The organism is Enterobacter sp. WPR_3_1 (genome assembly GCF_003635055.1).
Lineage (GTDB): Bacteria > Pseudomonadota > Gammaproteobacteria > Enterobacterales > Enterobacteriaceae > Enterobacter > Enterobacter ludwigii.
Genome location: NZ_RBXU01000002.1, coordinates 50061 through 72155, shown reverse-complemented (window position 1 = coordinate 72155; position 22095 = coordinate 50061). Strand labels below are relative to the sequence as shown.

The following is a 22095-nucleotide window of genomic DNA, read 5'->3' as shown; positions in this document are numbered from 1 at the left end:
GATTACTCCCCTTCACCCGGGAACAGGAACGGGTTAATAGAGCTGCGGGCAAAGCCCTCTTGCTCCATTTTGGCGTCCAGAATCAGCGAGGCGAGATCGTCGGCGACGGCTTCGACTTTCGGGTCTTTTTCCTGATAAAGGATCTTCAGGTAGGTACCGCAGTCGCCGCAGCTTTCAGCTTTGACCGCCGCGTCTTCATTTTCCAGCGACCAGTAGTTGAGATCGCGCGTCTGCTCGCAGTTGCTGCATTTAATGCGCACCACGTGCCACTCGGTTTCACACAGGTTGCAGTGCAGATAACGCAGCCCCTGAGTGGTACCGATCTGCACCATGCTGGACACCGGCATTGAGCCGCATACCGGGCAGAATTGACGCGCTTCACCGTATTCGGCACGGGCTTTACCCGGGATCAGGCTGGCCATTTGCGCCCAGTAAAGCGACAACGCTGCCCAGATGAACGGCGCTTTGTCGCTGCTGACCAGGGAGAAATCGGACGCAAACAGCGCGCTCGCCATCTCTTCCAGCTCCTGATCGGAGGCTTTTTCCAGATTCTCAATGACCGCCAGCGCGGTACCGCTCATCTCGGGTTTCAGCTCGGCAATCAGGGAGTGCAGCAGCGTATGCCAGTGCTTATCGCGCGGCAGAACGTGGATATCCAGCGGAGGCTTACCCTGCTCGCTGGCCTCTTTGATGCGCGCGGTCAGGTCAATTTGCAGCGGGTGGTCGTACAGCACCACTTCCTGCGCATGGGCAACCAGCGCGGCAAAACGCAGAAAATCGCCCAGTGGGTTGTTCTCTGCCAGCTCGCGCAGACGCTCTGCGCGGCGGTTATAGAGGTTCTTGAGTCTGGGGAATAACAACGGCGGAATATAATCCGCCGTGCGTTTCTCGCTCGAACCCAGCTCATCTTGCGGGATTATGCGAATACTCATTCAGATGACTTTTCCTGTTTCTGGCGGACCTCTCGGTACCAGCGCGGGTGATGTTTCTTCGCCCACGTACTGGTTACCCAGCCTTCCACCATCGCGGTAATGGTGCCTTTCACCCAAAGGGCGGCGTAAATATGCACCATGATAACCACAATTAACGCCACTGCGGCAAATGAATGCAGCATCAGCGCGAATCGGATCACCGGGATTGAGAAAGCAGGCGCAAAATACGGACGCCAGATGATCACGCCGCTCACCAGCAACAGGACCAGGAAGATAATCGCCGCCCAGAATACGCACTTCTGGCCGAAGTTATAACGCCCGGTATCACCCACTTCCTCGTTGACGACGATCTTACGAATATTCTTCGCCCAAAAGATATCATCCCGATTGATTAGGTTATGGTGCCAGTATCGGAAAAACATGATGATGAACGACGCGAACATGATGACGCCAACAAACGGGTGCAGTATACGCGCCAGCTGTGGTGTCCCCATGATCTGCATCAGCCAGTTGAAGGAGGGGAAGAAGAACCCCAGCCCGCTTATCGCCGCCAGCATGAAGCAGAAGGCGGTGACCCAGTGGTTGATGCGTTCCGGCGCGGTATAGCGCACGATGGTGTCACGTTTTTTCATTTGCGCACCTCGTCTTTCTCTTCATGCAGGTTGTCGTCTTCCTCTTCCGCGCGGTTCGGACCGACACCGACATAGTGGAAGATGCTCGCTGCGAAGGTGGCAGCAAAACCCACCGCTGCCAGCGGTTTCCAGATGCCTTTCCAGAACTTCACGGTCGCGCTGATTTCCGGGTTCTCCGGCAGGCCGTGATACAGATTCGGCTTGTCTGCGTGGTGCAGCACATACATCACGTGCGTGCCGCCCACGCCGGCCGGATCGTACAGGCCTGCGTTGTCGTAGCCACGGGTTTTCAGTTCGCCCACGCGTTCAGCCGCCAGCGTTTTCATATCCTCTTTGGAACCAAAGTGGATAGCGCCCGTCGGACAGGTTTTCACGCACGCAGGCTCCTGGCCGACGTTTACGCGGTCTACGCACAGCGTGCATTTGTAGACGCGGTTGTCTTCCGGGTTCATGCGAGGGACATCGAACGGGCAGCCCGCTATGCAGTAGCCGCAGCCAATGCACTGCTCGGACTGGAAGTCGACGATACCGTTAGCATACTGAATGATAGCCCCTTCTGACGGACATGCCTTCAGGCAGCCCGGATCCGCACAGTGCATACAGCCGTCTTTGCGGATAAGCCATTCCAGTTTGTCGTTCTGTTCCACTTCCGAGAAACGCATCACCGTCCAGGACTTGGCGGTCAGGTCAGCCGGGTTGTCGTACACCCCGACGTTGTGACCCACTTCATCACGGAGGTCGTTCCACTCAGAACAGGCCACCTGGCAGGCTTTACAGCCGATACAGGTGGTCACGTCGATAAGCTTCGCCACTTCCTGCTGGTGGTCCCGCGCCTGAGGCGCGGGCGTGAAACCGTTAGTCGCGGAACGACGGATAATGTCTTGAGATTGATAAGCCATAAGTCGTCTCCGTTACACCTTTTCCACGTTCACGAGGAAGGCCTTAAACTCCGGCGTCTGCGTGTTCGCATCACCGACGAACGGCGTCAGGGTGTTCGCAATGAACCCTTTCTTCGCCACGCCCTCATAACCCCAGTGAATCGGAATCCCGATGGTATCCACCTGCTGACCGTGAACGTTCAGCGTGCGAATACGCTTGGTCACCACCGCCTTGGCCTTGATGTAGCCACGGTTAGAAGAGACCTTCACGGTATCGCCATGGGCAATGCCGAGCTTGTTCGCCAGCTTCTCGCCGATCTCCACAAACTGTTCCGGCTGCGCGATAGCGTTAAGCAGCGCGTGCTTGGTCCAGTAGTGGAAGTGTTCGGTCAGACGGTAAGTGGTGCCCACATACGGGAACTTGTCTTTTTTACCCAGCGCGTCGAAATCGCCCTTAAAGATGCGGGCTGCCGGGTTAGAGACCACGTTCGGGTGCAGCGGGTTGGTGCCCAGCGGCGTCTCAAACGGCTCGTAGTGTTCCGGGAATGGCCCTTCCGCCATCTTATCGATAGCAAACAGGCGTCCCATCCCTTCAGGCTGCATGATAAACGGCCCGACATCGCTGCCTGGAGGGGCAGTACTGTAGTCCGGAATATCCACACCGCCCCATTTCGCGCCGTCCCATTTCAGCAACTGACGCTTCGGATCCCACGGATTACCCTGCGGGTCAGCGGAAGCACGGTTGTAGAGAATGCGGCGGTTCAGCGGCCATGCCCAGGCCCAGCCCAGCGTATTGCCGAGGCCTGACGGGTCAGCATTATCGCGGTTGGCCATCTGGTTACCTTTCGGCGTCCAGCTACCGGCAAAGATCCAGCAGCCACTGGCGGTCGTGCCGTCATCACGCAGGTGCGCGAAGGTACTGAGCTGATCGCCTTTCTTCGCCAGCACCGTCCCGGTGGCCGGGTCGATAACATCTGCCAGCGCTTTACCGTTGCTCTCCATCGCCACTTCTTCCGGCGCTGGGTTTTCCGGCGTCGAGTAGTTCCAGGTCATGTTCAGCACCGGTTCCGGGTTCGCACCACCTTCTGCCGCATACATCTTACGCAGGCGTAAGAAGATACCGGCCAGGATCTCGCCGTCGTTCATGGCGATGCCCGGGGCGTCCGCACCTTTCCAGTGCCACTGCAGCCAGCGGCCGGAGTTCACGATGGAACCGTTCTCTTCCGCGAAGCAGGTAGAAGGCAGACGGAACACTTCAGTCTGAATCTTCGATGGGTCAACGTCATTCGACTCACCGTGGTTCTGCCAGAAGGTCGACGTCTCGGTGTTGAGTGGGTCAATCGTCACCAGGAACTTCAGTTTCGACAGCGATTCAACCACCTTGTTCTTGTTCGGGAATGAGGCGACCGGGTTAAAGCCCTGGCACAGATAGCCATTCACCTTGCCCTGATGCATCATCTCAAAGTACTGCAGAACGTCGTAACCTTTGTCCCACTTCGGCAGCCAGTCAAAGCCCCAGCTGTTTTCCGCTGTCGCTTTGTCACCGAAGAAGGCTTTCATCATCGAGACGAAGAACTTCGGATAGTTGCCCCAGTAGTTCACCTGACCTTCGAGCAGTGGTTTAGGCGTGCTGGCTGTGAGGTAGGTTTGCAGGTCGGTCTGTTTTTCGCTTGGCAGGTTCATGTAACCTGGCAGGCTTTGAGACAGCAGACCAAGGTCGGTCAGACCCTGAATGTTGGAGTGACCACGCAGGGCGTTCACGCCGCCGCCAGCCATCCCCATGTTGCCGAGCAGCAGCTGAACCATCGCCATGGTACGGATGTTCTGCGCGCCGACAGAGTGTTGGGTCCAGCCGAGCGCGTAGAGGAACGACGCCGTTTTGTCTTTCGCGCTGGTTTCGGCGATAAGCTCGCACACCTTCAGGAAGTCTTCCTTCGGCGTACCACAGATGTTTTCGACAACGTCCGGCGTGTAGCGGGAAACGTGCTCTTTCAGCAGGTTCCACACGCAGCGCGGATGCTGCAGCGTCGTATCACGCTTCGCAAAGCCTTTCTCGTCCAGCTCATAGTTCCAGCTGGTCTTGTCGTATTTGCGTTTTTCGGCGTCATAACCGCTGAACAGTCCATCTTCGAAGTGGTAATCCTCACGCACGATCAGGCTGGCGTTGGTATAGGCTTCGGTGTATTCGCGGTTATATTTTTCGTTGGTCATCAGGTACAGCAATACGCCTGACAGGAAAGTGATGTCAGTACCTGAACGAATAGGGGTGTAGAAATCCGCCACTGACGCAGTACGCGTAAAGCGGGGATCGATCACAATCAGTTTCGCACCGTTGTGGATTTTGGCTTCCATCGCCCAGCGGAACCCGACAGGGTGCGCTTCAGCGGCGTTACCGCCCATCACCACAATAAGGTTGGCGTTCTTGATGTCGACCCAGTGGTTGGTCATCGCACCGCGACCAAATGTTGGAGCAAGACTTGCTACCGTTGGTCCGTGTCAGACACGCGCCTGGTTGTCGACCGCGAGCATACCGAGTGCACGCGTAAATTTCTGGGTTAAATAGCCGGTTTCGTTACTGGAAGCAGACGCACACAGCATCCCGGTGGAGAGCCAGCGGTTGACGGTGACGCCTTCAGCGTTCTTCGCAATAAAGTTGGCATCGCGGTCTTCTTTAATCAGTTTAGCGATGCGGTCAAATGCGTCTTCCCAGCTGATTTGCTGCCATTTATCGGAACCTGGCGCACGATATTCAGGGAATTTCAGGCGGCTTTCGGAGTGGATAAAGTCAACCAGGCCGGCACCTTTCGGGCACAGCGCACCGCGGTTGACCGGATGGTCCGGGTCACCTTCGATATGGAAGATAGACGCTTTGGCGTTTTTAGCACCGTCGCCGAGGCTATACATCAACAGCCCGCAACCGACAGAGCAGTACGTACAGGTATTACGGGTTTCACGGGTGCGCAGCAGTTTATATTGCCGCGTCTCCGCCAGCGCTACACCGGGTGCAAAACCCAGTGCCGCCGCCGTGGTGCCTGCCATACCGCCAGCGCAGATCTTAAAGAACTGCCTTCTGCTGACCTGCATGGGTCACTCCTTGTTTCGACATTGCTTACATATGTAGTTTTGACTTCGCGGTTGAACGGTGACCGCAAAGGAGAAAAATTTGCGTTAATCCCTCAGTTCTACGAGGGATATCATCAGAATACCACAATGTCGGTACGCCTGTTCCAATGGCGTTAATACAAAGTGAACGTATTATCACTGTGTTGATTATAAAGTGTGACGCGAGTCACATTATTGCCCCGGCATGTTAAAGGGCTGTATCACCGCCTCGGTTGCGCCTCTCCCAAATGAGTAGGTAAACTTGATGAGGATGGGTGCTGAAAAGTTGATCCATACTATGCGTATGGCCTGCGGTTTGTGATGCAATAGCAGGCTCACCTCCGTGGTTGTTCAGGAATACCGCTGTGTCTAAACAAAACCGTGTTACCCACCCGTCGCCACTGCCTGCCGGTATCGTGGAACTGTCGGTACACAGACCGCCCCACATTACCCACACCACGCCTGATTTTCTGGCGGAGGAAGTGCCCGTTGCTCTGGTTTACAACGGTATTTCCCATGTGGTGATGATGGCCTCGCCCAAAGATCTGGAGCTGTTTGCGATTGGTTTTTCCCTCTCGGAAGGCATCATTGAGCACCCGCAAGAAATTTACGGCATGGATGTGGTGAAGGCCTGCAACGGCCTTGAAGTGCAAATCGAACTCTCAAGCCGCCGGTTTATGGGGCTCAAAGAGCGGCGACGCGCGCTGGCCGGGCGTACCGGATGCGGGGTTTGCGGGGTAGAGCAGCTCAATGATATCGGTAAGCCTGTCGCACCTCTGCCGTTTACCCAGACCTTCAATCTGGCCCATCTCGACCATGCCCTTGAACATCTGAATGACGTGCAACCTGTCGGCCAGCTGAGCGGATGCACGCATGCGGCGGCATGGGTTCTGCCATCGGGCGATATTGCCGGGGGGCATGAGGATGTCGGCCGCCATGTGGCGCTGGATAAACTGATGGGCCGCCGGGCGCGCGAAAGCGAACTCTGGCAGCAGGGAGCGGCACTGGTCTCCAGCCGCGCCAGCTACGAGATGGTGCAAAAGTCGGCGATGTGCGGCGTTGAAATCCTTTTTGCCGTATCGGCCGCGACCACGCTGGCAGTGGAAGTGGCGGAGCGCTGTAATCTGACGCTGGTGGGGTTCTGTAAGCCGGGAAGGGCGACGATTTATACCCATCCGCAGCGATTAATAGTTAATCAGTAAATTTGAAAAAGAATAGCAAATCCTTCCGCTTTTAGTTGTTCATGATGAGGTCTACTATTTACCTCATCAAGGCACGGTGCCTTAAACAAACAACTAATTGAAAGGGTTTATATCATGAAAAGCATCAAAACTTTTGTCGCAGTAATCGCTCTGGCTACATCTTTCGGTTCTTTCGCTGCACAGACTGTGACCGCAACCGCCTCTACCATTGATGGCGCAGAAGCCAAAATTGCTGCACAGGCTCAGGAAGCGGGCGCGTCATCTTATAAAATTACCCAGGCGTTTACGGGTAACCGCGTACACATGACTGCTGAACTGAACAAATAAGCTGCCACACCGTCGAAAGAGCGCCCCCGGGGCGCTTTTTTTATTGGATACCCGCCAGGCGCAGCATTGCAGTCACGACCGCTGCCGCCACGATCACCACAATTAACGGCATTTTTCGCCATGCCAGAAACACTGCAAACGCCACGCCCAGTACGCGCGCCATACCGGCAAAATGCTCACCTTCATAGAAAGTGGTCGCCAGCGCGACGGAAAACAGCAAAACCGTTGCCGCATCTGAAAGCAGAGCCTGAGAGCGGTCTGACAGCGCCAGTCGGTTGCCGAGTTTTGCCCCGCCGAGACGCATTAAATAGGTTCCCACAGAAAGAAGGGCGATACCGAGAATAAAGACCGTCATATTCCCCATTATTTTTTCCTCGCAGCAAGACCCAGTAAAGAGAGCAGAACCGGTAAACCCACCGGGGCAAACGGCACGGCGGCCAGTGACAATGCAGCACCGCTACAGGCGCGGATCAGGGTGGTGCGATTTTTAAAAGCCGGCACCACTAACGCCAGTAAAATCGCCGGGAATACCGCATCCAGCCCGATGGTTTCAAGGTCCGGCAACAGTTTGCCAACCATGGTGCCCAGCAATGTACCCAGCGGCCAGACGATCGCCACGCCTAAACCGCATAACCAGTATGCCGCCTTACGCTGTTCGGGCGTCTTTTGCGACAACCCGAACACCACGCTTTCGTCGTTCATAATGTGGCAACCCAGAAAACTCAGGCCACGTTTACCCACCAGTTCACGCACCGTCACCCCAAACGGTACATGGCGTGCATTAACCAGTAATCCGGCAGCCGCCGCCGCCAGAGGGTTACCGCCGCTTGCCACAATGCCGATAAACATAAATTCAGAGGCACCCGCCAGCACGGTAATGGAGAGTAAAAACGGGACCCAGACCGGGAAACCGTAGGCCATTGCCAGCGAGCCATAGGACATCCCGACGACGCCTACCGCGAGACACACCAGGATGATTGCTTTTATCGTGTCGCCTTTCAGGGTTGAGAGATGATGCTTCATACAATTTTAGCCATATCGAACGTATTTCCATTATAATGAACGCATCAGAACCGTTTTTCAAGACGAACGATTCGTTCGATTTATAGAACAAAGGGGCCGTTTTTATGACGCAGCCAATCAGCGTGATCGCTAAAAGTCTGGTGCGAGAACGCCTGCGAACCGGACTTTCACTGGCGGAAATCGCGCGCCGTGCCGGGATCGCTAAATCCACGCTGTCGCAGCTGGAGTCCGGCAACGGGAATCCCAGCCTGGAGACGCTCTGGTCACTCTGTGTGGCGCTGGACATTCCTTTTGCCCGTTTGCTCGAACCGCAGCAGCCGACCACTCAGGTGATCCGCCGTGGAGAAGGAACGAAGGTGGTTGCCGGACAGGCCAACTATGAAGCCATTTTGCTGGCGGCGTGCCCGCCGGGCGCGCGTCGTGACATCTACCTGTTACTCACCCAGCCGGGTGCCGACCGCATTTCTCAGCCACATCCGGCAGGCTCAGTGGAGCATATTATTGTGACGCAGGGTAGAGCGCTGGTTGGTCTGATCGACGCGGCGGAAGAGCTTGGCCCGGGGGATTACATTTGCTATCCCGCTGACCAGCCGCATATCTTTAAGGCCCTGGAGCCGGATACGCACGCGCTTCTGGTGGCTGAACAAAATTAACGCAGATACGGAAAATCATGTCGCTTAAAGCCATTGCCAAAGAACTGGGGCTGTCTGTTACCACCGTCAGCCGCGCCCTTAACGGGTATGACGATGTCTCCCGCGAGACGCGCGCCCGCGTCGAAGCGGAGGCTCAGCGCCGTGGCTACCGGCCAAACACCTTTGCGCGTCGCCTGAAGATGGGCAAAATCGACGCCGTGGGTCTGGTTTTTCCGGTGCATCCTGTTCCGCTCAATAACAGCGTCTTTATGGACATGGTCGGCGAAATTAGCCACGAACTGGCGCGACATGAAATCGATCTCCTGCTGATTGCCGATGACGATCTGGCGGACAAGCACAGCTATATGCGTATGGTGCAAAGTCGTCGCGTGGATGCGCTGATTGTGGCGCACACGCTGGATCATGACCCGCGGCTGGAACAGCTTCAGGCCGCCGGTTTTCCCTTTCTCGCGCTCGGGCGCAGCCAGCTGCCGCAGCCCTATGCGTGGTTTGATTTCGACAACTATGCCGGCACGTATAATGCCACCCGCTGGCTGATTGAAAAGGGACATCGCCGTATCGCCTTGTTGGGCGAAAGCAACAATCAGGCCTTCATCACCCAGCGCCGCCAGGGTTTTCTGGATGCGCTACGCGAAGCCGGGTTATCCAGCGAATGGCTGCGCGCCATGCCGCCTTCGCGCCGCGTGGGTTACGCCACGACGAATGAACTTCTCTCCTTGCCGCAGCCCCCCACGGCCATCATTACCGACTGCAACACTCACGGCGACGGCGCGGCCATGGCGCTGGCGCAGCGGGGTCTTCTCTGCGGTGAAAACGCCGTTTCGCTGGTGGTTTACGACGGCTTACCGCAGGACAGCATTGTCGATGTTGATGTGGCGGCGGTTATTCAGTCCACCCGCCAGGGTGTCGGGAAACAGATCGCTGACATGGTGCGTCAGTTGATTAACGGCGACGATATCGCTCAGCTTCAGGTGCTCTGGCAGCCAGAGTTCTTCCCGGGCCAGACGGCCTAAACACAGCAAAATTCCAAAGCCGATCACAGATCCGAAACGTTTTGGTTTGTATCCGAAACGTTTCGGATCAACACTCAGATCATCCCGATGACAGGAGAGGTCTGATGCACGATTCCATTTTTCGACTCGAAAGTAAGGCGGTTGACCTGGTGATAACCACGCACCCGTTCGCCGAAATTCTCTACTGGGGGCCGCACCTTCACCACTTTTCACCGCAAGATGTGGTAAGTCTGTCTCGTCCTGTGGCGAACGGCAGGCTCGACGTTGACGCCCCGGTGACGCTGATGGCGGAGCTGGGACACGGTCTGTTTGGTTCGCCCGGTATCGAAGGACACCGCCAGGGGCTGGACGGGTCGCCTGTCTTTAAAACCACCCATGTGCAGCACCAGGGGCAAACCCTGACGTTAACGGCGGAAGATGAACATGCCGGGTTGCGTCTGACCAGCGAGCTGGCACTGGATGCAAGCGGGGTACTGGTGGTGCGTCACGGTTTAACTAACCTGCGGGCGCAGGCGTGGCAGGTTGATCGTTTTGCCGTGACGCTACCGGTCGCTGAACGCGCGCAGGACGTGATGGCGTTCCACGGACGCTGGATCCGTGAGTTCCAGCCGCATCGCGTGAAGCTTGAACACGACAGCGTTGTGATTGAAAACCGCCGCGGCAGGACCTCTCACGAACACTTCCCGGCGCTGATCGCCGGTACGTCCTCATTTAACGAAATGCACGGCGACGTCTGGGGCGTGCATCTGGGCTGGAGCGGCAACCACCGCCTGCGTGCGGAAGTCAAAACCGACGGACGCCGCTATCTGCAGGCCGAAGCCCTCTACCTGCCGGGAGAAATGGCGATTGAAGAGGGGGAAACGCTCTGGACACCACGCCTGTATGCGAGCTACTCCGCACGGGGTCTGAACGGCATGAGCCAGTCGTTCCACCGGTATCTGCGCGACAACGTTATCCGCTTCCCTGAAAACAAACCGCGCCCGGTACATCTCAATACCTGGGAGGGGATCTACTTCAGCCATGACCCGGCGTACATCATGCGCATGGCCGATGAGGCTGCGGCGCTGGGCGTGGAGCGTTTTATCATCGACGACGGCTGGTTCAAGGGCCGTAACGATGACCACGCGGCGCTGGGTGACTGGTACCTGGACGAGAAAAAATACCCGGACGGGCTGACGCCGGTGATTAACCATGTGAAAAAGCGCGGCATGGAATTTGGTATCTGGATTGAGCCGGAGATGATTAACCCGGACTCGGATCTGTATCGTGCCCATCCCGACTGGGTGCTGGCGCTGCCGGGCTACACCCAGGCAACGGGCCGTCATCAACTGGTGCTCAACCTGAATATTCCGCAGGCTTTTGATTATCTGGTCGAGCGCATGAGCTGGCTGCTGGGCGAACATGCCATCGACTACGTTAAGTGGGATATGAACCGCGAACTGGTACAGCCCGGGCACCACGGCAAAGCCGCTGCGGATGCGCAGACGCGGCAGTTTTATCGTCTGTTAGACGTGCTGGGCGAGCGTTTCCCGCACATTGAATTTGAGTCCTGCTCCTCGGGCGGCGGGCGAATCGACTATGAAGTCCTGACCCGCAGTCACCGCTTCTGGGCCTCTGACAACAACGACGCGCTGGAGCGCAATACCATCCAGCGTGGCATGAGCTACTTCTTCCCGCCGGAAGTGATGGGCGCGCATATCGGTCATCATAAATGTCACGCCACCTTCCGCCAGCACAGCATAGCTTTCCGCGGCCTGACGGCACTGTTTGGCCACATGGGACTGGAGCTTGATCCGCTCACCGTCGATGCTCAGGAGCGTGAAGGCTATCGCCATTACACCGCGCTGCACAAGCAGTGGCGGGAAGTCATCCATCACGGTACCCAGTGGCGCGTGGATATGCCGGATGCCAGCACGCTGGCGCAGGGTATAGTGAGCGAAGACAAAACGCAGGGGTTGTTTATGGTCAGCCAACTGGCCATGCCGGATTACACGCTCATGATGCCGCTGCGCATGCCGGGGCTCGACGCGCAGGCGCAGTACCGCATCACGCTGCTCGACCACCCCAACATTCGACTCACCGGTGAGGGCGGGCACACCATGCGCAAGCTACCGGCGTGGATGGAAACGTCCCAGACGGCCAGCGGTGAGTGGCTGATGCAGGCGGGGATCGCACTGCCGATTCTGGACCCGGAAACCGCCATTCTGATTGGCGTTGAACGCGTGTAAGGGTGATGGGCCGGGAGACTGGCCCTCCGTTGAGGATAAAAATAATGAACACAACAACCTGTACCCACAAAGACAACCCTAACTTCTGGATCTTCGGGCTGTTCTTCTTTCTTTACTTCTTCATTATGGCCACCTGCTTTCCGTTTCTGCCGATCTGGCTGTCGGATGTCATCGGCCTGAACAAAACCCATACCGGGATCGTATTCTCCTGTATCTCGCTTTCGGCCATCGCCTTCCAGCCCGTACTTGGGGTCATTTCGGATAAGCTGGGGCTGAAAAAACACCTGCTGTGGATTATCACGGTGCTGCTGTTTCTGTTCGCGCCGTTCTTCCTGTATGTCTTTGCGCCACTGCTGAAAAGCAGTATCTGGCTGGGGGCATTGAGCGGCGGTCTGTATATCGGTTTTGTCTTCTCCGCAGGTTCAGGCGCGATTGAGGCCTACATCGAACGCGTGAGCCGTAACAGCGTGTTTGAATACGGCAAGGCGCGCATGTTCGGCTGTCTCGGCTGGGGGCTGTGCGCTTCAACGGGCGGTATTCTGTTTGGCATCGACCCGTCGTATGTCTTCTGGATGGGATCAGCGGCTGCGCTGCTGCTGATGCTGTTGCTGGTGGTTGCGAAACCGAAGCCAAACCAGACTGCGCAGGTGATGAATGCGCTGGGGGCCAACCAGCCGCAGATCACCGCCAGGACGGTCTTTAACCTGTTCCGTCAGCGCAGAATGTGGATGTTCATTCTGTACGTCATCGGTGTGGCCTGCGTGTATGACGTTTTTGACCAGCAGTTTGCCACCTTCTTTAAAACCTTCTTCGCAACGCCGCAGGAGGGAACGCGAGCCTTTGGTTTTGCCACTACGGCGGGGGAAATTTGCAACGCGATCATCATGTTCTGCTCGCCGTGGATCATCAACCGTATCGGCGCGAAGAATACGCTGCTGATTGCCGGGCTGATTATGGCGACGCGCATTATCGGCTCGTCGTTCGCCACCACCGCGGTGGAGGTCATTGCCCTGAAGATGCTGCACGCGCTGGAGGTTCCGTTCCTGCTGGTGGGGGCGTTCAAATACATCACCGGCGTGTTCGATACCCGTCTGTCGGCCACTATCTATCTGATTGGCTTCCAGTTTTCCAAACAGTCGGCGGCGATTTTCCTCTCTGCTTTCGCCGGGAATATGTATGACCGGATCGGTTTCCAGGAGACCTACCTGATGCTGGGCTGTTTTGTACTGGCAATTACGGTGATCTCGGCCTTTACGCTGAGCAGTAAGCAGGAGATTGCGGCGCGGCGCGCTGCGGTGGAGGCAAACTAACGCAGGACGCTGCCGCGGATGCGGCAGCGTTAACGCTTAGGGCAGGTAAAACACCGCTTTTAGTTCGGCACTCACCGGGCTGTTGTCGGGGTTCGAGGGCATTACCTCACCCATGTATTTCCACCAGCGCTGACAAACGTCGGTCTTTGCCACCGCGTTCCAGCGCGCTTCCGATTCAATTTCAACGCTCGCAAACAGCAGGTTACGCGCCTCATCGAGATAGATAGCGTAGTGGTGCGCACCGTGGTCTTTTAATACCGCCTCCAGCTCTGGCCAGATGGGGTTATGGCGACGCGCGTACTCGTCGTGCGCGTCAGGGTTCACCTGCATCACAAATGCTTTGCGGATCATCATGCCTCCAGCCGCTTTCGCGGGCCGCTATGGGTACAAATCCAGTGCCGACTGCATCGGCGTGACGCCAAAGCGTTTACCGAGTGCAATCAGCTCTTCCCGGGTGATGGTCTGCTTCATGCCGCCCATCGACAGGACCTTCACCAGCACCTCGGCGGACTTCTCGGCGGTATCAATCAGACCAAACGTTTCGTCGAGCGTCGGCCCGCTGCCGAATACCCCGTGGAACGGCCACAGCACCAGGGAGTGGGACTGCATTTCGATGGCGGTGGCCTGGCCGATTTCGTCGGTACCCGGCACCATCCACGGCAGAATGCCGACCCCGTCGGGGAAAACCACCAGACATTCGGTGCTGCCTTCCCACAGCTTCCGCGTGAGGTAGTCGCTACTGTTTTCCAGCACGTAGGTCAGGGCGATCAGGTTGGTGGCGTGACAGTGCATGATCACCCGGTCTTTGCCGTGGGTTGCCTTGATACGCTCACAGTGAGAGAGGAAGTGCGCCGGGAGTTCAGACGTGGGCACTGCATCGTCCGTCAGCCCCCAGAGGATGTGATAGCCTGCGCCGTCGCTGTCCACTCTCACCACCCCGAGGTTGGCCTGCGGGTCGAGCTGCACGTTACGGAAGAATTTACCGGAACCGGTGACGATAAACGGCGTACTGGCGAGCTGCGGCATTGGCTGGCTCAGGGCGATATAGCGCGGCCTCTGATGGAACTCGGCGGCGAACGGTTCAATGTCGGCATCATCCAGGCGCAGCGTCAGGTTACCGCCATTGCGCTCGTCCCAGCCTTTCAGCCAGGCGTCGGAGGTGGCTTTAATCATGCCCTGGACGAACCAGGCGTTAGTGATGGTCTGCATAGTGTTTCATTTCCCGTGATCGCGGTGAGCGTTTCCCTCACCCCGGCCCTCTCCCACAGGGAGAGGGGGTAAAAGTGGCCTCTTCCACAGGAAGAGGGTGAGGGCATATTTATCCGCGCTGACTCAGCACGTCTTTCTCATACATCCGCACGTTATCCAGCCACTGACTGCCCGCTGGGGTGTCGTTACGCTGGCAGTACATCTCCCACACCGCCTGCCATGGCAGGGTTTTCTGCTCTTCCAGCAGCACCAGGCGCGCGGTGTAATCGCCGTTCTCTTCCAGCTGTTTCAGGGCGCTGGTGGGCTCCAGCAGCGCACGCAGCAGGGCTTTTTTCATGTTGCGGGTGCCAATCACCCAGGCCGCGATGCGGTTGATGGAGGCGTCAAAGAAGTCGAGGCCAATGTGCACGCGGTCAAACAGATCGTGGCGAATGATTTCGCTGGCGATGGCCTGGGTTTCGTCATCCAGCAGCACCACGTGATCGCTGTCCCAGCGTACGGGACGGCTCACGTGCAGCAGCAGGCGGGGTACGTAGAGCATGGCGGCGGAGATTTTGTCGGAGATCACCTCCGTCGGGTGGAAATGGCCGGCATCCAGGCACAGCGCGGTCTGGCGGCTGGTGGCGTACCCCATGTAAAACTCGTTCGACCCCACGGTGTAGCTTTCCGCACCAATACCGAACAGCTTGCTCTCTACGGCGTCGATGTGGTGCGCCGGGTTCAGTTTTTCGCTGATGGCTTCATCCAGCGCCGCCAGCAGGCGCTGACGCGGGGCCAGACGGTCAACGGTGATGTCTTTCATGCCGTCCGGGATCCAGATGTTCATCACCGACGGCGTGCCGAGCTGCTCGCCAAAGTACGCGGAGACGCGGCGGCTGGCTTTTACGTGTTCAATCCAGAACTGGCGGATGTCGTCGTTCGCGTGGGCAAGGGTAAAACCGTCGGCGCTCAGCGGGTGTGAGAAGCAGGATGGGTTGAAATCCAGGCCCAGCTGGTTGGCTTTCGCCCACGCCACCCAGTTTTTAAAGTGCGCAGGTTTGATCTCGTTACGCGCGACCGGCGTGTCAGATTCCAGATAGATAGCATGCAGGTTCAGCCGCTTAGGCCCCGGGATCAGGCTCAGCGCCAGCTCCAGGTCGGCGCGCAGCTCGGTGGCGTTACGCGCTTTGCCCGGATAGTTGCCGGTGGCCTGAATGCCCCCCGTCAGCGAGCCGCCCGGGTTCTCGAAACCGGCAACGTCGTCGCCCTGCCAGCAGTGCATGGAGACCGGCAGACGATCGAGCTGGCGCAGCGCCTCATCGACATCCACGCCGACGGCGGCGTAACGCTGTTTAGCCAGGTCCCAGGCTTGTTCAAGTTGAGTGGTCATGCGCAAAGCTCCTTAGTCAGTCGGTTTTGCTGAAACTGCGCCCGATAGCGGGCAATTTCATGGCAGGGATTGGGGATGAACGTGGTCAGCGTGGCGTTCGCCGAGACCACCGTGCGGAAATCGTCCACGCTGGCAAGTTCGTCCAGGGTCATGAGCTGAATGCCAATATTGCCGAGCGTCGACGCTTCAATCGGGCCCGCCACCACGGTGATCCCGCAGGCATCGGCGCAGAGCTGGTTCAGAAGCTGGTTCTGGCAGCCGCCGCCGACAATATGCAGCTGAGTGAACGGCCGGCCACGAAGGTCGGCCAGCTCGCTCAGGATCTCGGCATACAGCAGGGCGAGGCTGTCGAAAATACAGCGTGCCAGTTCTGCCGGTTTCGTTGGCACGGGCTGTCCGGCGTCGACGCAGGCGGCCTGGATTTCGGCGCTCATGTTCGCCGGGTTGATAAAGCGGTCATCATTGGGATTGATCAGGAAACTGCAGGCTTTCAGTCGTTCGGTATCGGCAATAAGCGCGGGCAGGTCGGTAATGTTTTGCTCTTTAAGCACGCGCTGGAGCAGCCACAGACCCATGATGTTCTTCAGCACGCGGTAGCGCCCCTCGGCACCGCCTTCGTTGGTGATGTTCGCGGCCAGCGCGGCATCGCTGGTGTAGGGAGTTTTGCTCTCAAAGCCCATCAGCGACCAGGTCCCGGAAGAGAGGTAGGCGGCGTCGTTACCGGCAAGCGGAGACGCAATGACGGCGCTGGCGGTATCGTGACTCGCAACCGCCACCACCGGGATCGCATTACCCTGCGGGCACATCCATTGCCCGATCACATTGCCAGGATGCGTCGGCGTACCGAACCAGGAGGGGGAAGCCCCGGTCCAGGCCAGCAGGTGTTCATCCCAGTTATCGGAGTTGATGTTCACCAGTTGCGTGGTGGTGGCGTTGGTGTATTCCCAGTTCATGTTGCCGGTCAGGCGGTAGCTGAAGTAGTCCGGGATCAGCAGTGCATGCGCCACGCGGGGAACCAGCGCCGGCTGCTGTTCGACCAGCGCGCGCAGTTGATAGAGCGTATTGAATGGCAGAAACTGAATGCCGCTGCGGCCATAAATATTCTCCTTGCCAAGCCCGGCAATCGCACGCGCCATCAGGCCGTCGGTGCGGCTGTCGCGATAGGCTATCGGCAAACCGACGCGTTCACCGTTGCTGTCCAGCAGTACGTAATCGACGCCCCAGGTATCGATGCCGATACTGTCGATACGGATCCCCGCATCGCAGACCTTCTGCAGTCCGGTGCGGATCGCTGCCTCAAGGCTGTCGATATCCCACACCTCACAGCCGTCCTGCTTTTGCAGGCAGTTAACAAAGCGGTGCATCTCGCGAAGCGAAAGCGTCTGCCGCTTGCCGTCATAAGTGGCCAGCATTACACGGCCGCTGGATGCGCCTAGATCGACAGCCACGCAATGGCGAAAAGTCATGGTTGTATCCTTCTTAAAGTCATTAGCGGTGAGTGTAAAAAAAGGAACCCATCACCACCTTCTCGCCAGTGACAGCGGTTTTCCGGGGCTGGCAAGAAAGCAAAGATGAACGTGAGGGAGTTCACAGTTTCCAGGCGTGACGGGGTTTGCAGGCAGTGTGACGCTTACCGCATTTCCTGATCTTTCAGCCTGTTTCTTGAAAAACGGACAGTTTTTGCGAGGTTTACGGTCGAAAATTTAAGGTGAGGGGACGGGGCCTTAATTACTATTTTGAGAACATTTCTCATTGGTGGGGGCCGTTATGACCGTACTGCACAGCGCGGATTTTTTTCCTTCGGGTGGGTCGTCTGTCGCGATTGAACCGCGACTCCCTCAGGTGGCGTTCCCTGAGCATCATCATGATTTTCACGAAATTGTGATTGTTGAACACGGAACGGGGATCCATGTGTTTAACGGCCAGCCGTATACCATCAGTGGTGGGACGGTCTGCTTTGTGCGCGATCATGACCGGCACTTATATGAACATACCGACAACCTGTGCCTGACTAACGTGCTCTACCGTTCGCCCGATGCGTTCCAGTTCCTGTCCGGGCTGAACCATCTCCTGCCGCAGGAGAAGGACGGCATCTATCCTTCGCACTGGCGGGTGAATCAGTCCACGCTGCAGCAGGTGCGTCAGCTGGTGAGCCAGATGGAACAGCGCGACGAGGGACAGGAGACCCACGTCATCGCCACGCGTGAGCTGCTGTTTATGCAGCTGCTGGTGCTGCTGCGTCGCAGTAGCATGGTGGCCGGGCTGGGGAATAACGATGCGCGTTTGACTCAACTGATGGCCTGGCTGGAGGACCATTTCGCCGAGGATGTCTGCTGGGAAACGCTGGCGGATGATTTTTCGCTGTCGCTCCGGACCTTGCATCGTCAGCTGAAGCAGCAAACCGGGCTGACGCCCCAGCGCTATCTGAACCGTCTGCGCCTGATTAAAGCGCGCCATCTGCTGCGTCATACCGATGAGAGCGTCACGGATATCGCCTATCGTTGCGGTTTCGGCGACAGTAACCACTTTTCGACCCTGTTTCGCCGGGAATTTAGCTGGTCACCGCGCGATATTCGCCAGGGAAAGGACGCGTCACTGCAGTAACGCGAGGGTTGTCACCGTTTCCCGTGGGCAAAAACGCTAATAATGTCAGGTTATTTGCTGTCGAGGTGGTGTCGTGGTTGCTCAGCTAATGCTTCGCAAAGTGGATTTTTTTGCCTCCGCCGGCCAGGCCGTCGCGGTGGCGGATCGCTATCCGCAAAACGTCTTTGCCGAGCACACCCATGAGTTCTGCGAGCTGGTGCTGGTGTGGCGGGGCAATGGCTTGCATATCCTCAACGACCGGCCCTACCGCATTACGCGTGGGGATCTGTTTTACATCCGTGCTGAAGACAAACACGCCTACGCTTCGGTAAACGACCTGGTCCTGCAGAACGTGATTTACTGCCCCGACAGGCTGAAACTCAACGTCGACTGGGCGGCTTACATTCCGGGTTTTAATGATACGAAGTGCGCGGCGCACTGGCGACTGAGCAGTAACGGCATGACGCAGGTGCGACAGGTGATTTCTCAGCTGGAGCAGGAGAGCCAGAAAAGCGATCCTGAGGCTCACCAGATGGCTGAACTGCTTTTCGCCCAGCTGGTCATGACGTTGACGCGCCATCGCTACGCCATTGATAACCCGTCGGCTACCGCGCAGGAAGCCCTGCTCGATAAGCTCATTACCACCCTGGCGGGCAGCCTTAACAAAAGCTTTGTGCTGGAGAAATTCTGCGAGCAGGCGCAGTGCAGCGAGCGCGCGTTGCGCCAGCAATTCCGCACCCAGACCGGGATGACGGTGAACCACTATCTGCGCCAGCTGCGCATCTGCCATGCCCAGTACCTGCTTCAGCATACGGAACTGATGGTCAGCGATGTGGCGATGCGCTGCGGCTTTGAGGACAGTAACTATTTTTCGGTGGTCTTTAACCGCGAGGTGGGGATGACGCCGGTTCAGTGGCGTCATCGCAGTCGTAACGCGGCGTAATCAGTTCGCCATGCCGAGGCCCACAATGTTGGCCGCAATAATGATCACCACGCAGCCCAGACTCAGCACGCCCACCGGGCGACGGCCGGCGTTGTTCCACTCTTTCAGAAGCAGACCCACCAGCCCACCGCACAGCACGTAGAAGCTCATGTGCAGCATCCAGCTCATATAGTCATACTGCGCCGGAATACTGGCGTGACCCCACGCGTAGAAGAAGAACTGGAGATACCACATCAGCCCGCCGAGCGCCGAGAGCAGCACGTTCCCGATAATCATCTGTTTAGCCAGCGAGAAGTCGGCTTTCAGTGACAAGGTCTTCACGTTTGCCAGACGGAAAAAACAGAAACCGAGGTTAACCACCGCTCCGCCACCCATGATCACCACATAGCTTGGCAGTGCCACGTACAGCGGGTCGACGCCCAGTGCGGCAGCGGCTTCATGCATCGGTTTGGCGGCGTTCATCGCGAATGACATGCCTGCGGAGAAGATCCCGCACATCACCGCCAGCAGCAGGCCTTTCTTCAGGTTGAACTCTTCGGCTCTGATGCCCATTTTGCGCTCTTTCAGCTGCCCTGCGCGGGTGACAATGCCCACGCCAATGACGGCCACCAGCACGCCCAGCAGCGTCATCTGGCCGCCTTTGGTGTTGATCAGCACGTCAACGTTGCCGTTGAGGATCGGCGTCATCAGAGTGCCAACAATCAGCGTAATACCAATCGCAATGCCAATGCCCATCGACATGCCGAGGTAGCGCATGGTGAGGCCATAGTTAATGTTACCGACGCCCCACATGGCGCCAAAGAGAAAGACCGGCAGCAGGGTGGAGGCGTTAAAGGAGGAGAAGTAGCCCCAGAAATCCGGGAGCAGCATGGCGCTGATGGTCCAGGGAAGAATTATCCACGAGACCACACCGCCGACGGACCACATGGTTTCCCATGACCACTGTTTGACCTGTTTAAACGGGGCATAGAAACAGGCTGCACTGGCCGCGCCTATCAGATGCCAGAAAATACCCATCGTAATCGCATGATTCATGTTTACATCCTCATCGTTTTTATATGCCGGTGGCTTCCCACCGACTCGATGAGTGTAAAAATTAAGCAGTCGGGTAACCTTCGGAAGGTTGCCGCACTTTGGTTTTGAATGGCAATCAACGCGTTAACCGGGTGAGCAGACTCACAATTTCAGCAATAACCGAAAACCGAATAACCTTATAAAAACTACGGCATTGATAATCATTTTCAATATCATTTAATTAACTATAATGAACCAACTGCTTACGCGGCATTAACAGCTGTGCCGCCCGACAATAATGGAGAGGATTATGAGTTATACACTGCCATCCCTGCCGTATGCCTACGACGCACTGGAACCGCATTTCGACAAGCAGACGATGGAAATCCATCACACTAAACACCACCAGACCTATGTGAACAACGCGAACGCCGCGCTGGAAAGCCTGCCAGAGTTCGCTAGCCTGCCTGTTGAAGAGCTGATCACCAAACTGGACCAGCTGCCAGCTGACAAGAAAACCGTTCTGCGTAACAACGCAGGTGGTCACGCTAACCACAGCCTGTTCTGGAAAGGCCTGAAAACCGGTACCACCCTGCAGGGCGACCTGAAAGCGGCTATCGAGCGCGATTTCGGTTCTGTAGACAACTTCAAAGCGGAATTCGAAAAAGCCGCTGCGACCCGTTTCGGCTCTGGCTGGGCGTGGCTGGTTCTGAAAGGTGACAAACTGGCGGTTGTTTCAACGGCTAACCAGGACTCCCCGCTGATGGGTGAAGCAATCTCTGGCGCATCCGGTTTCCCTATCCTGGGTCTGGACGTGTGGGAACACGCTTACTACCTGAAATTCCAGAACCGTCGCCCGGACTACATCAAAGCCTTCTGGGACGTGGTGAACTGGGACGAAGCAGCAGCGCGTTTCGCCGCGAAAAAATAAGGTTGCATTGACGCCTGTGAGAAGCGAGTCTGATGACTCGCTTTTTTTGTATCTGCAGAAAGGAGCAGCGATGCATTTTCCGGTGAATGTCTTTACAGGCAAGGTAAGGGAGTACGACGGCAGCCGCCCGAGCGCCATCGCGAAAGTTCAGGTCGACGGCGAGTTGACGTTAACCGACCTCGGGCTGGTGGGCGATGAGCAGGCCGAAAAGAAAATCCATGGCGGGCCTGACCGCGCGCTGTGCCACTATCCGCGGGAACACTATCAGCACTGGATAACCGAGTTTCCCGAACAGGCGGATATGTTTGTCGCGCCAGCGTTTGGTGAGAATCTCTCAACGGAAGGGCTGACCGAGAAAAACGTCTTTATCGGCGATATCTACCGCTGGGGCGATGCCCTGATTCAGGTGACGCAGCCGCGCTCGCCGTGCTTCAAACTAAACTATCATTTCGGCATCAGCGACATGTCTGCCCGGCTGCAGAGCGCGGGTAAAACGGGCTGGTTATATCGGGTGGTGCTGGCAGGTCAGGTATCGGCAGATGCGCCGCTGGTGCTGGCATCGCGCCTGAGTGATGTCTCGGTATATGACGCCTGCGCGATCGCCTGGCATATGCCGTTTGATGACGACCAGTACCATCGGCTTTTGTCCGCTGCAGGGCTGTCCACGAGCTGGACCCGAACGATGCAGAAACGCCGTTTAAGTAGCAAGATCGAAGATAATTCGCGGAGATTGTGGGGGAAATAGT

General features: G+C 57.2%; 21 protein-coding genes. 10 read left to right on the top strand and 11 right to left on the bottom strand.

The window, feature by feature from the left end:
* Positions 1–2 precede the first annotated feature (2 nt).
* The 4 genes from fdhE to fdnG are packed head-to-tail and all read right to left on the bottom strand — an operon-like array spanning position 3 to position 5526.
* Complete coding sequence (fdhE, locus tag BJ887_RS00820) at positions 3–932, bottom strand: formate dehydrogenase accessory protein FdhE (RefSeq protein WP_014172233.1); 930 nt, start codon at positions 930–932, stop codon at positions 3–5.
* A complete protein-coding gene (gene fdoI / locus BJ887_RS00815) occupies positions 929–1564 on the bottom strand; it encodes a formate dehydrogenase cytochrome b556 subunit (protein WP_014172232.1) in 636 nt (211 codons plus the stop codon). Before fdoI ends, fdhE begins: the two co-directional genes overlap by 4 nt.
* Positions 1561–2463, bottom strand: coding sequence for a formate dehydrogenase subunit beta (gene fdxH, locus BJ887_RS00810; protein WP_014172231.1), 903 nt, complete (start codon positions 2461–2463; stop codon positions 1561–1563). The genes fdoI and fdxH overlap by 4 nt, the downstream gene beginning before the upstream one ends.
* Positions 2464–2475: 12 nt before the next feature.
* Positions 2476–5526, bottom strand: coding sequence for a formate dehydrogenase-N subunit alpha (gene fdnG, locus BJ887_RS00805; RefSeq protein ID WP_088202997.1), 3051 nt, complete (start codon positions 5524–5526; stop codon positions 2476–2478).
* A gap of 383 nt (positions 5527–5909) precedes the next feature.
* Here fdnG and fdhD point away from each other — a divergent pair, with 383 nt between their 5' ends.
* Entirely contained in the window at positions 5910–6746 is an 837-nt protein-coding gene (gene fdhD / locus BJ887_RS00795; RefSeq protein WP_025202740.1) for a formate dehydrogenase accessory sulfurtransferase FdhD, read from the top strand.
* Between the two features lie 114 nt (positions 6747–6860).
* Positions 6861–7073, top strand: coding sequence for a DUF1471 domain-containing protein (locus BJ887_RS00790; RefSeq protein ID WP_008501827.1), 213 nt, complete (start codon positions 6861–6863; stop codon positions 7071–7073).
* A gap of 40 nt (positions 7074–7113) precedes the next feature.
* Here BJ887_RS00790 and BJ887_RS00785 read toward each other — a convergent pair whose 3' ends face one another.
* Together BJ887_RS00785 and BJ887_RS00780 are read right to left on the bottom strand one after the other, a co-directional pair.
* Positions 7114–7437, bottom strand: coding sequence for an AzlD domain-containing protein (locus BJ887_RS00785; protein WP_025202741.1), 324 nt, complete (start codon positions 7435–7437; stop codon positions 7114–7116).
* A complete protein-coding gene (locus tag BJ887_RS00780) occupies positions 7437–8096 on the bottom strand; it encodes an AzlC family ABC transporter permease (protein WP_014172226.1) in 660 nt (219 codons plus the stop codon). Before BJ887_RS00780 ends, BJ887_RS00785 begins: the two co-directional genes overlap by 1 nt.
* Before the next feature lie 104 nt (positions 8097–8200).
* Here BJ887_RS00780 and BJ887_RS00775 point away from each other — a divergent pair, with 104 nt between their 5' ends.
* From BJ887_RS00775 to BJ887_RS00760, 4 genes are all read left to right on the top strand, one after another.
* A complete protein-coding gene (locus BJ887_RS00775; protein ID WP_014172225.1) occupies positions 8201–8749 on the top strand; it encodes a helix-turn-helix domain-containing protein in 549 nt (182 codons plus the stop codon).
* 17 nt (positions 8750–8766) lie between these two features.
* A complete protein-coding gene (locus BJ887_RS00770; RefSeq protein ID WP_032679253.1) occupies positions 8767–9762 on the top strand; it encodes a substrate-binding domain-containing protein in 996 nt (331 codons plus the stop codon).
* Between the two features lie 104 nt (positions 9763–9866).
* A complete protein-coding gene (locus BJ887_RS00765; protein WP_121339058.1) occupies positions 9867–11990 on the top strand; it encodes an alpha-galactosidase in 2124 nt (707 codons plus the stop codon).
* Between the two features lie 44 nt (positions 11991–12034).
* Positions 12035–13300 (top strand): MFS transporter, encoded by a 1266-nt coding sequence (locus BJ887_RS00760; RefSeq protein ID WP_121339056.1) that lies wholly within the window; start codon positions 12035–12037, stop codon positions 13298–13300.
* A gap of 36 nt (positions 13301–13336) precedes the next feature.
* Here the strand turns inward: BJ887_RS00760 and rhaM are convergent, their stop codons facing one another.
* The 4 genes from rhaM to rhaB form a co-directional block, all read right to left on the bottom strand.
* Entirely contained in the window at positions 13337–13651 is a 315-nt protein-coding gene (gene rhaM / locus BJ887_RS00755) for an L-rhamnose mutarotase (RefSeq protein ID WP_032679248.1), read from the bottom strand.
* A gap of 27 nt (positions 13652–13678) precedes the next feature.
* Complete coding sequence (rhaD, locus tag BJ887_RS00750; RefSeq protein ID WP_059306261.1) at positions 13679–14509, bottom strand: rhamnulose-1-phosphate aldolase; 831 nt, start codon at positions 14507–14509, stop codon at positions 13679–13681.
* Positions 14510–14618: 109 nt separating this feature from the next.
* On the bottom strand, positions 14619–15878 hold the full coding sequence (gene rhaA, locus BJ887_RS00745) for an L-rhamnose isomerase (protein WP_121339054.1): 1260 nt from the start codon (positions 15876–15878) through the stop codon (positions 14619–14621).
* On the bottom strand, positions 15875–17344 hold the full coding sequence (gene rhaB / locus BJ887_RS00740; RefSeq protein ID WP_121339052.1) for a rhamnulokinase: 1470 nt from the start codon (positions 17342–17344) through the stop codon (positions 15875–15877). The genes rhaA and rhaB overlap by 4 nt, the downstream gene beginning before the upstream one ends.
* A 301-nt stretch (positions 17345–17645) precedes the next feature.
* Between rhaB and rhaS the strand changes: the two genes are divergently transcribed.
* Both rhaS and rhaR read left to right on the top strand, forming a co-directional pair.
* On the top strand, positions 17646–18482 hold the full coding sequence (gene rhaS, locus BJ887_RS00730) for an HTH-type transcriptional activator RhaS (RefSeq protein ID WP_032680070.1): 837 nt from the start codon (positions 17646–17648) through the stop codon (positions 18480–18482).
* A gap of 73 nt (positions 18483–18555) precedes the next feature.
* The gene (gene rhaR / locus BJ887_RS00725; RefSeq protein ID WP_014172216.1) at positions 18556–19404 is read left to right on the top strand and encodes an HTH-type transcriptional activator RhaR; all 849 of its coding nucleotides are present in this window, start codon (positions 18556–18558) and stop codon (positions 19402–19404) included.
* Here rhaR and rhaT read toward each other — a convergent pair whose 3' ends face one another.
* Entirely contained in the window at positions 19405–20439 is a 1035-nt protein-coding gene (gene rhaT, locus BJ887_RS00720) for an L-rhamnose/proton symporter RhaT (RefSeq protein WP_020883962.1), read from the bottom strand. It abuts the gene before it with no gap.
* Positions 20440–20728: 289 nt separating this feature from the next.
* Here rhaT and sodA point away from each other — a divergent pair, with 289 nt between their 5' ends.
* Together sodA and yiiM are read left to right on the top strand one after the other, a co-directional pair.
* On the top strand, positions 20729–21349 hold the full coding sequence (gene sodA / locus BJ887_RS00715) for a superoxide dismutase [Mn] (protein WP_014833772.1): 621 nt from the start codon (positions 20729–20731) through the stop codon (positions 21347–21349).
* A 70-nt stretch (positions 21350–21419) separates the two neighbouring features.
* The gene (gene yiiM / locus BJ887_RS00710; protein WP_025202749.1) at positions 21420–22094 is read left to right on the top strand and encodes a 6-hydroxyaminopurine reductase; all 675 of its coding nucleotides are present in this window, start codon (positions 21420–21422) and stop codon (positions 22092–22094) included.
* Position 22095 lies beyond the last annotated feature (1 nt).

Excerpts from the sequence above, each read along its gene's own strand:
- fdhE (WP_014172233.1), bottom strand. The coding sequence starts at position 932 with ATGAGTATTCGCATAATCCCGCAAGATGAGCTGGGTTCGAGCGAGAAA.
- fdoI (WP_014172232.1), bottom strand. The coding sequence starts at position 1,564 with ATGAAAAAACGTGACACCATCGTGCGCTATACCGCGCCGGAACGCATC.
- fdxH (WP_014172231.1), bottom strand. The coding sequence starts at position 2,463 with ATGGCTTATCAATCTCAAGACATTATCCGTCGTTCCGCGACTAACGGT.
- BJ887_RS00790 (WP_008501827.1), top strand. The coding sequence starts at position 6,861 with ATGAAAAGCATCAAAACTTTTGTCGCAGTAATCGCTCTGGCTACATCT.
- BJ887_RS00785 (WP_025202741.1), bottom strand. The coding sequence starts at position 7,437 with ATGGGGAATATGACGGTCTTTATTCTCGGTATCGCCCTTCTTTCTGTG.
- BJ887_RS00780 (WP_014172226.1), bottom strand. The coding sequence starts at position 8,096 with ATGAAGCATCATCTCTCAACCCTGAAAGGCGACACGATAAAAGCAATC.
- BJ887_RS00775 (WP_014172225.1), top strand. The coding sequence starts at position 8,201 with ATGACGCAGCCAATCAGCGTGATCGCTAAAAGTCTGGTGCGAGAACGC.
- BJ887_RS00770 (WP_032679253.1), top strand. The coding sequence starts at position 8,767 with ATGTCGCTTAAAGCCATTGCCAAAGAACTGGGGCTGTCTGTTACCACC.
- BJ887_RS00765 (WP_121339058.1), top strand. The coding sequence starts at position 9,867 with ATGCACGATTCCATTTTTCGACTCGAAAGTAAGGCGGTTGACCTGGTG.
- BJ887_RS00760 (WP_121339056.1), top strand. The coding sequence starts at position 12,035 with ATGAACACAACAACCTGTACCCACAAAGACAACCCTAACTTCTGGATC.
- rhaM (WP_032679248.1), bottom strand. The coding sequence starts at position 13,651 with ATGATCCGCAAAGCATTTGTGATGCAGGTGAACCCTGACGCGCACGAC.
- rhaD (WP_059306261.1), bottom strand. The coding sequence starts at position 14,509 with ATGCAGACCATCACTAACGCCTGGTTCGTCCAGGGCATGATTAAAGCC.
- rhaA (WP_121339054.1), bottom strand. The coding sequence starts at position 15,878 with ATGACCACTCAACTTGAACAAGCCTGGGACCTGGCTAAACAGCGTTAC.
- rhaB (WP_121339052.1), bottom strand. The coding sequence starts at position 17,344 with ATGACTTTTCGCCATTGCGTGGCTGTCGATCTAGGCGCATCCAGCGGC.
- rhaS (WP_032680070.1), top strand. The coding sequence starts at position 17,646 with ATGACCGTACTGCACAGCGCGGATTTTTTTCCTTCGGGTGGGTCGTCT.
- rhaT (WP_020883962.1), bottom strand. The coding sequence starts at position 20,439 with ATGAATCATGCGATTACGATGGGTATTTTCTGGCATCTGATAGGCGCG.
- sodA (WP_014833772.1), top strand. The coding sequence starts at position 20,729 with ATGAGTTATACACTGCCATCCCTGCCGTATGCCTACGACGCACTGGAA.
- yiiM (WP_025202749.1), top strand. The coding sequence starts at position 21,420 with ATGCATTTTCCGGTGAATGTCTTTACAGGCAAGGTAAGGGAGTACGAC.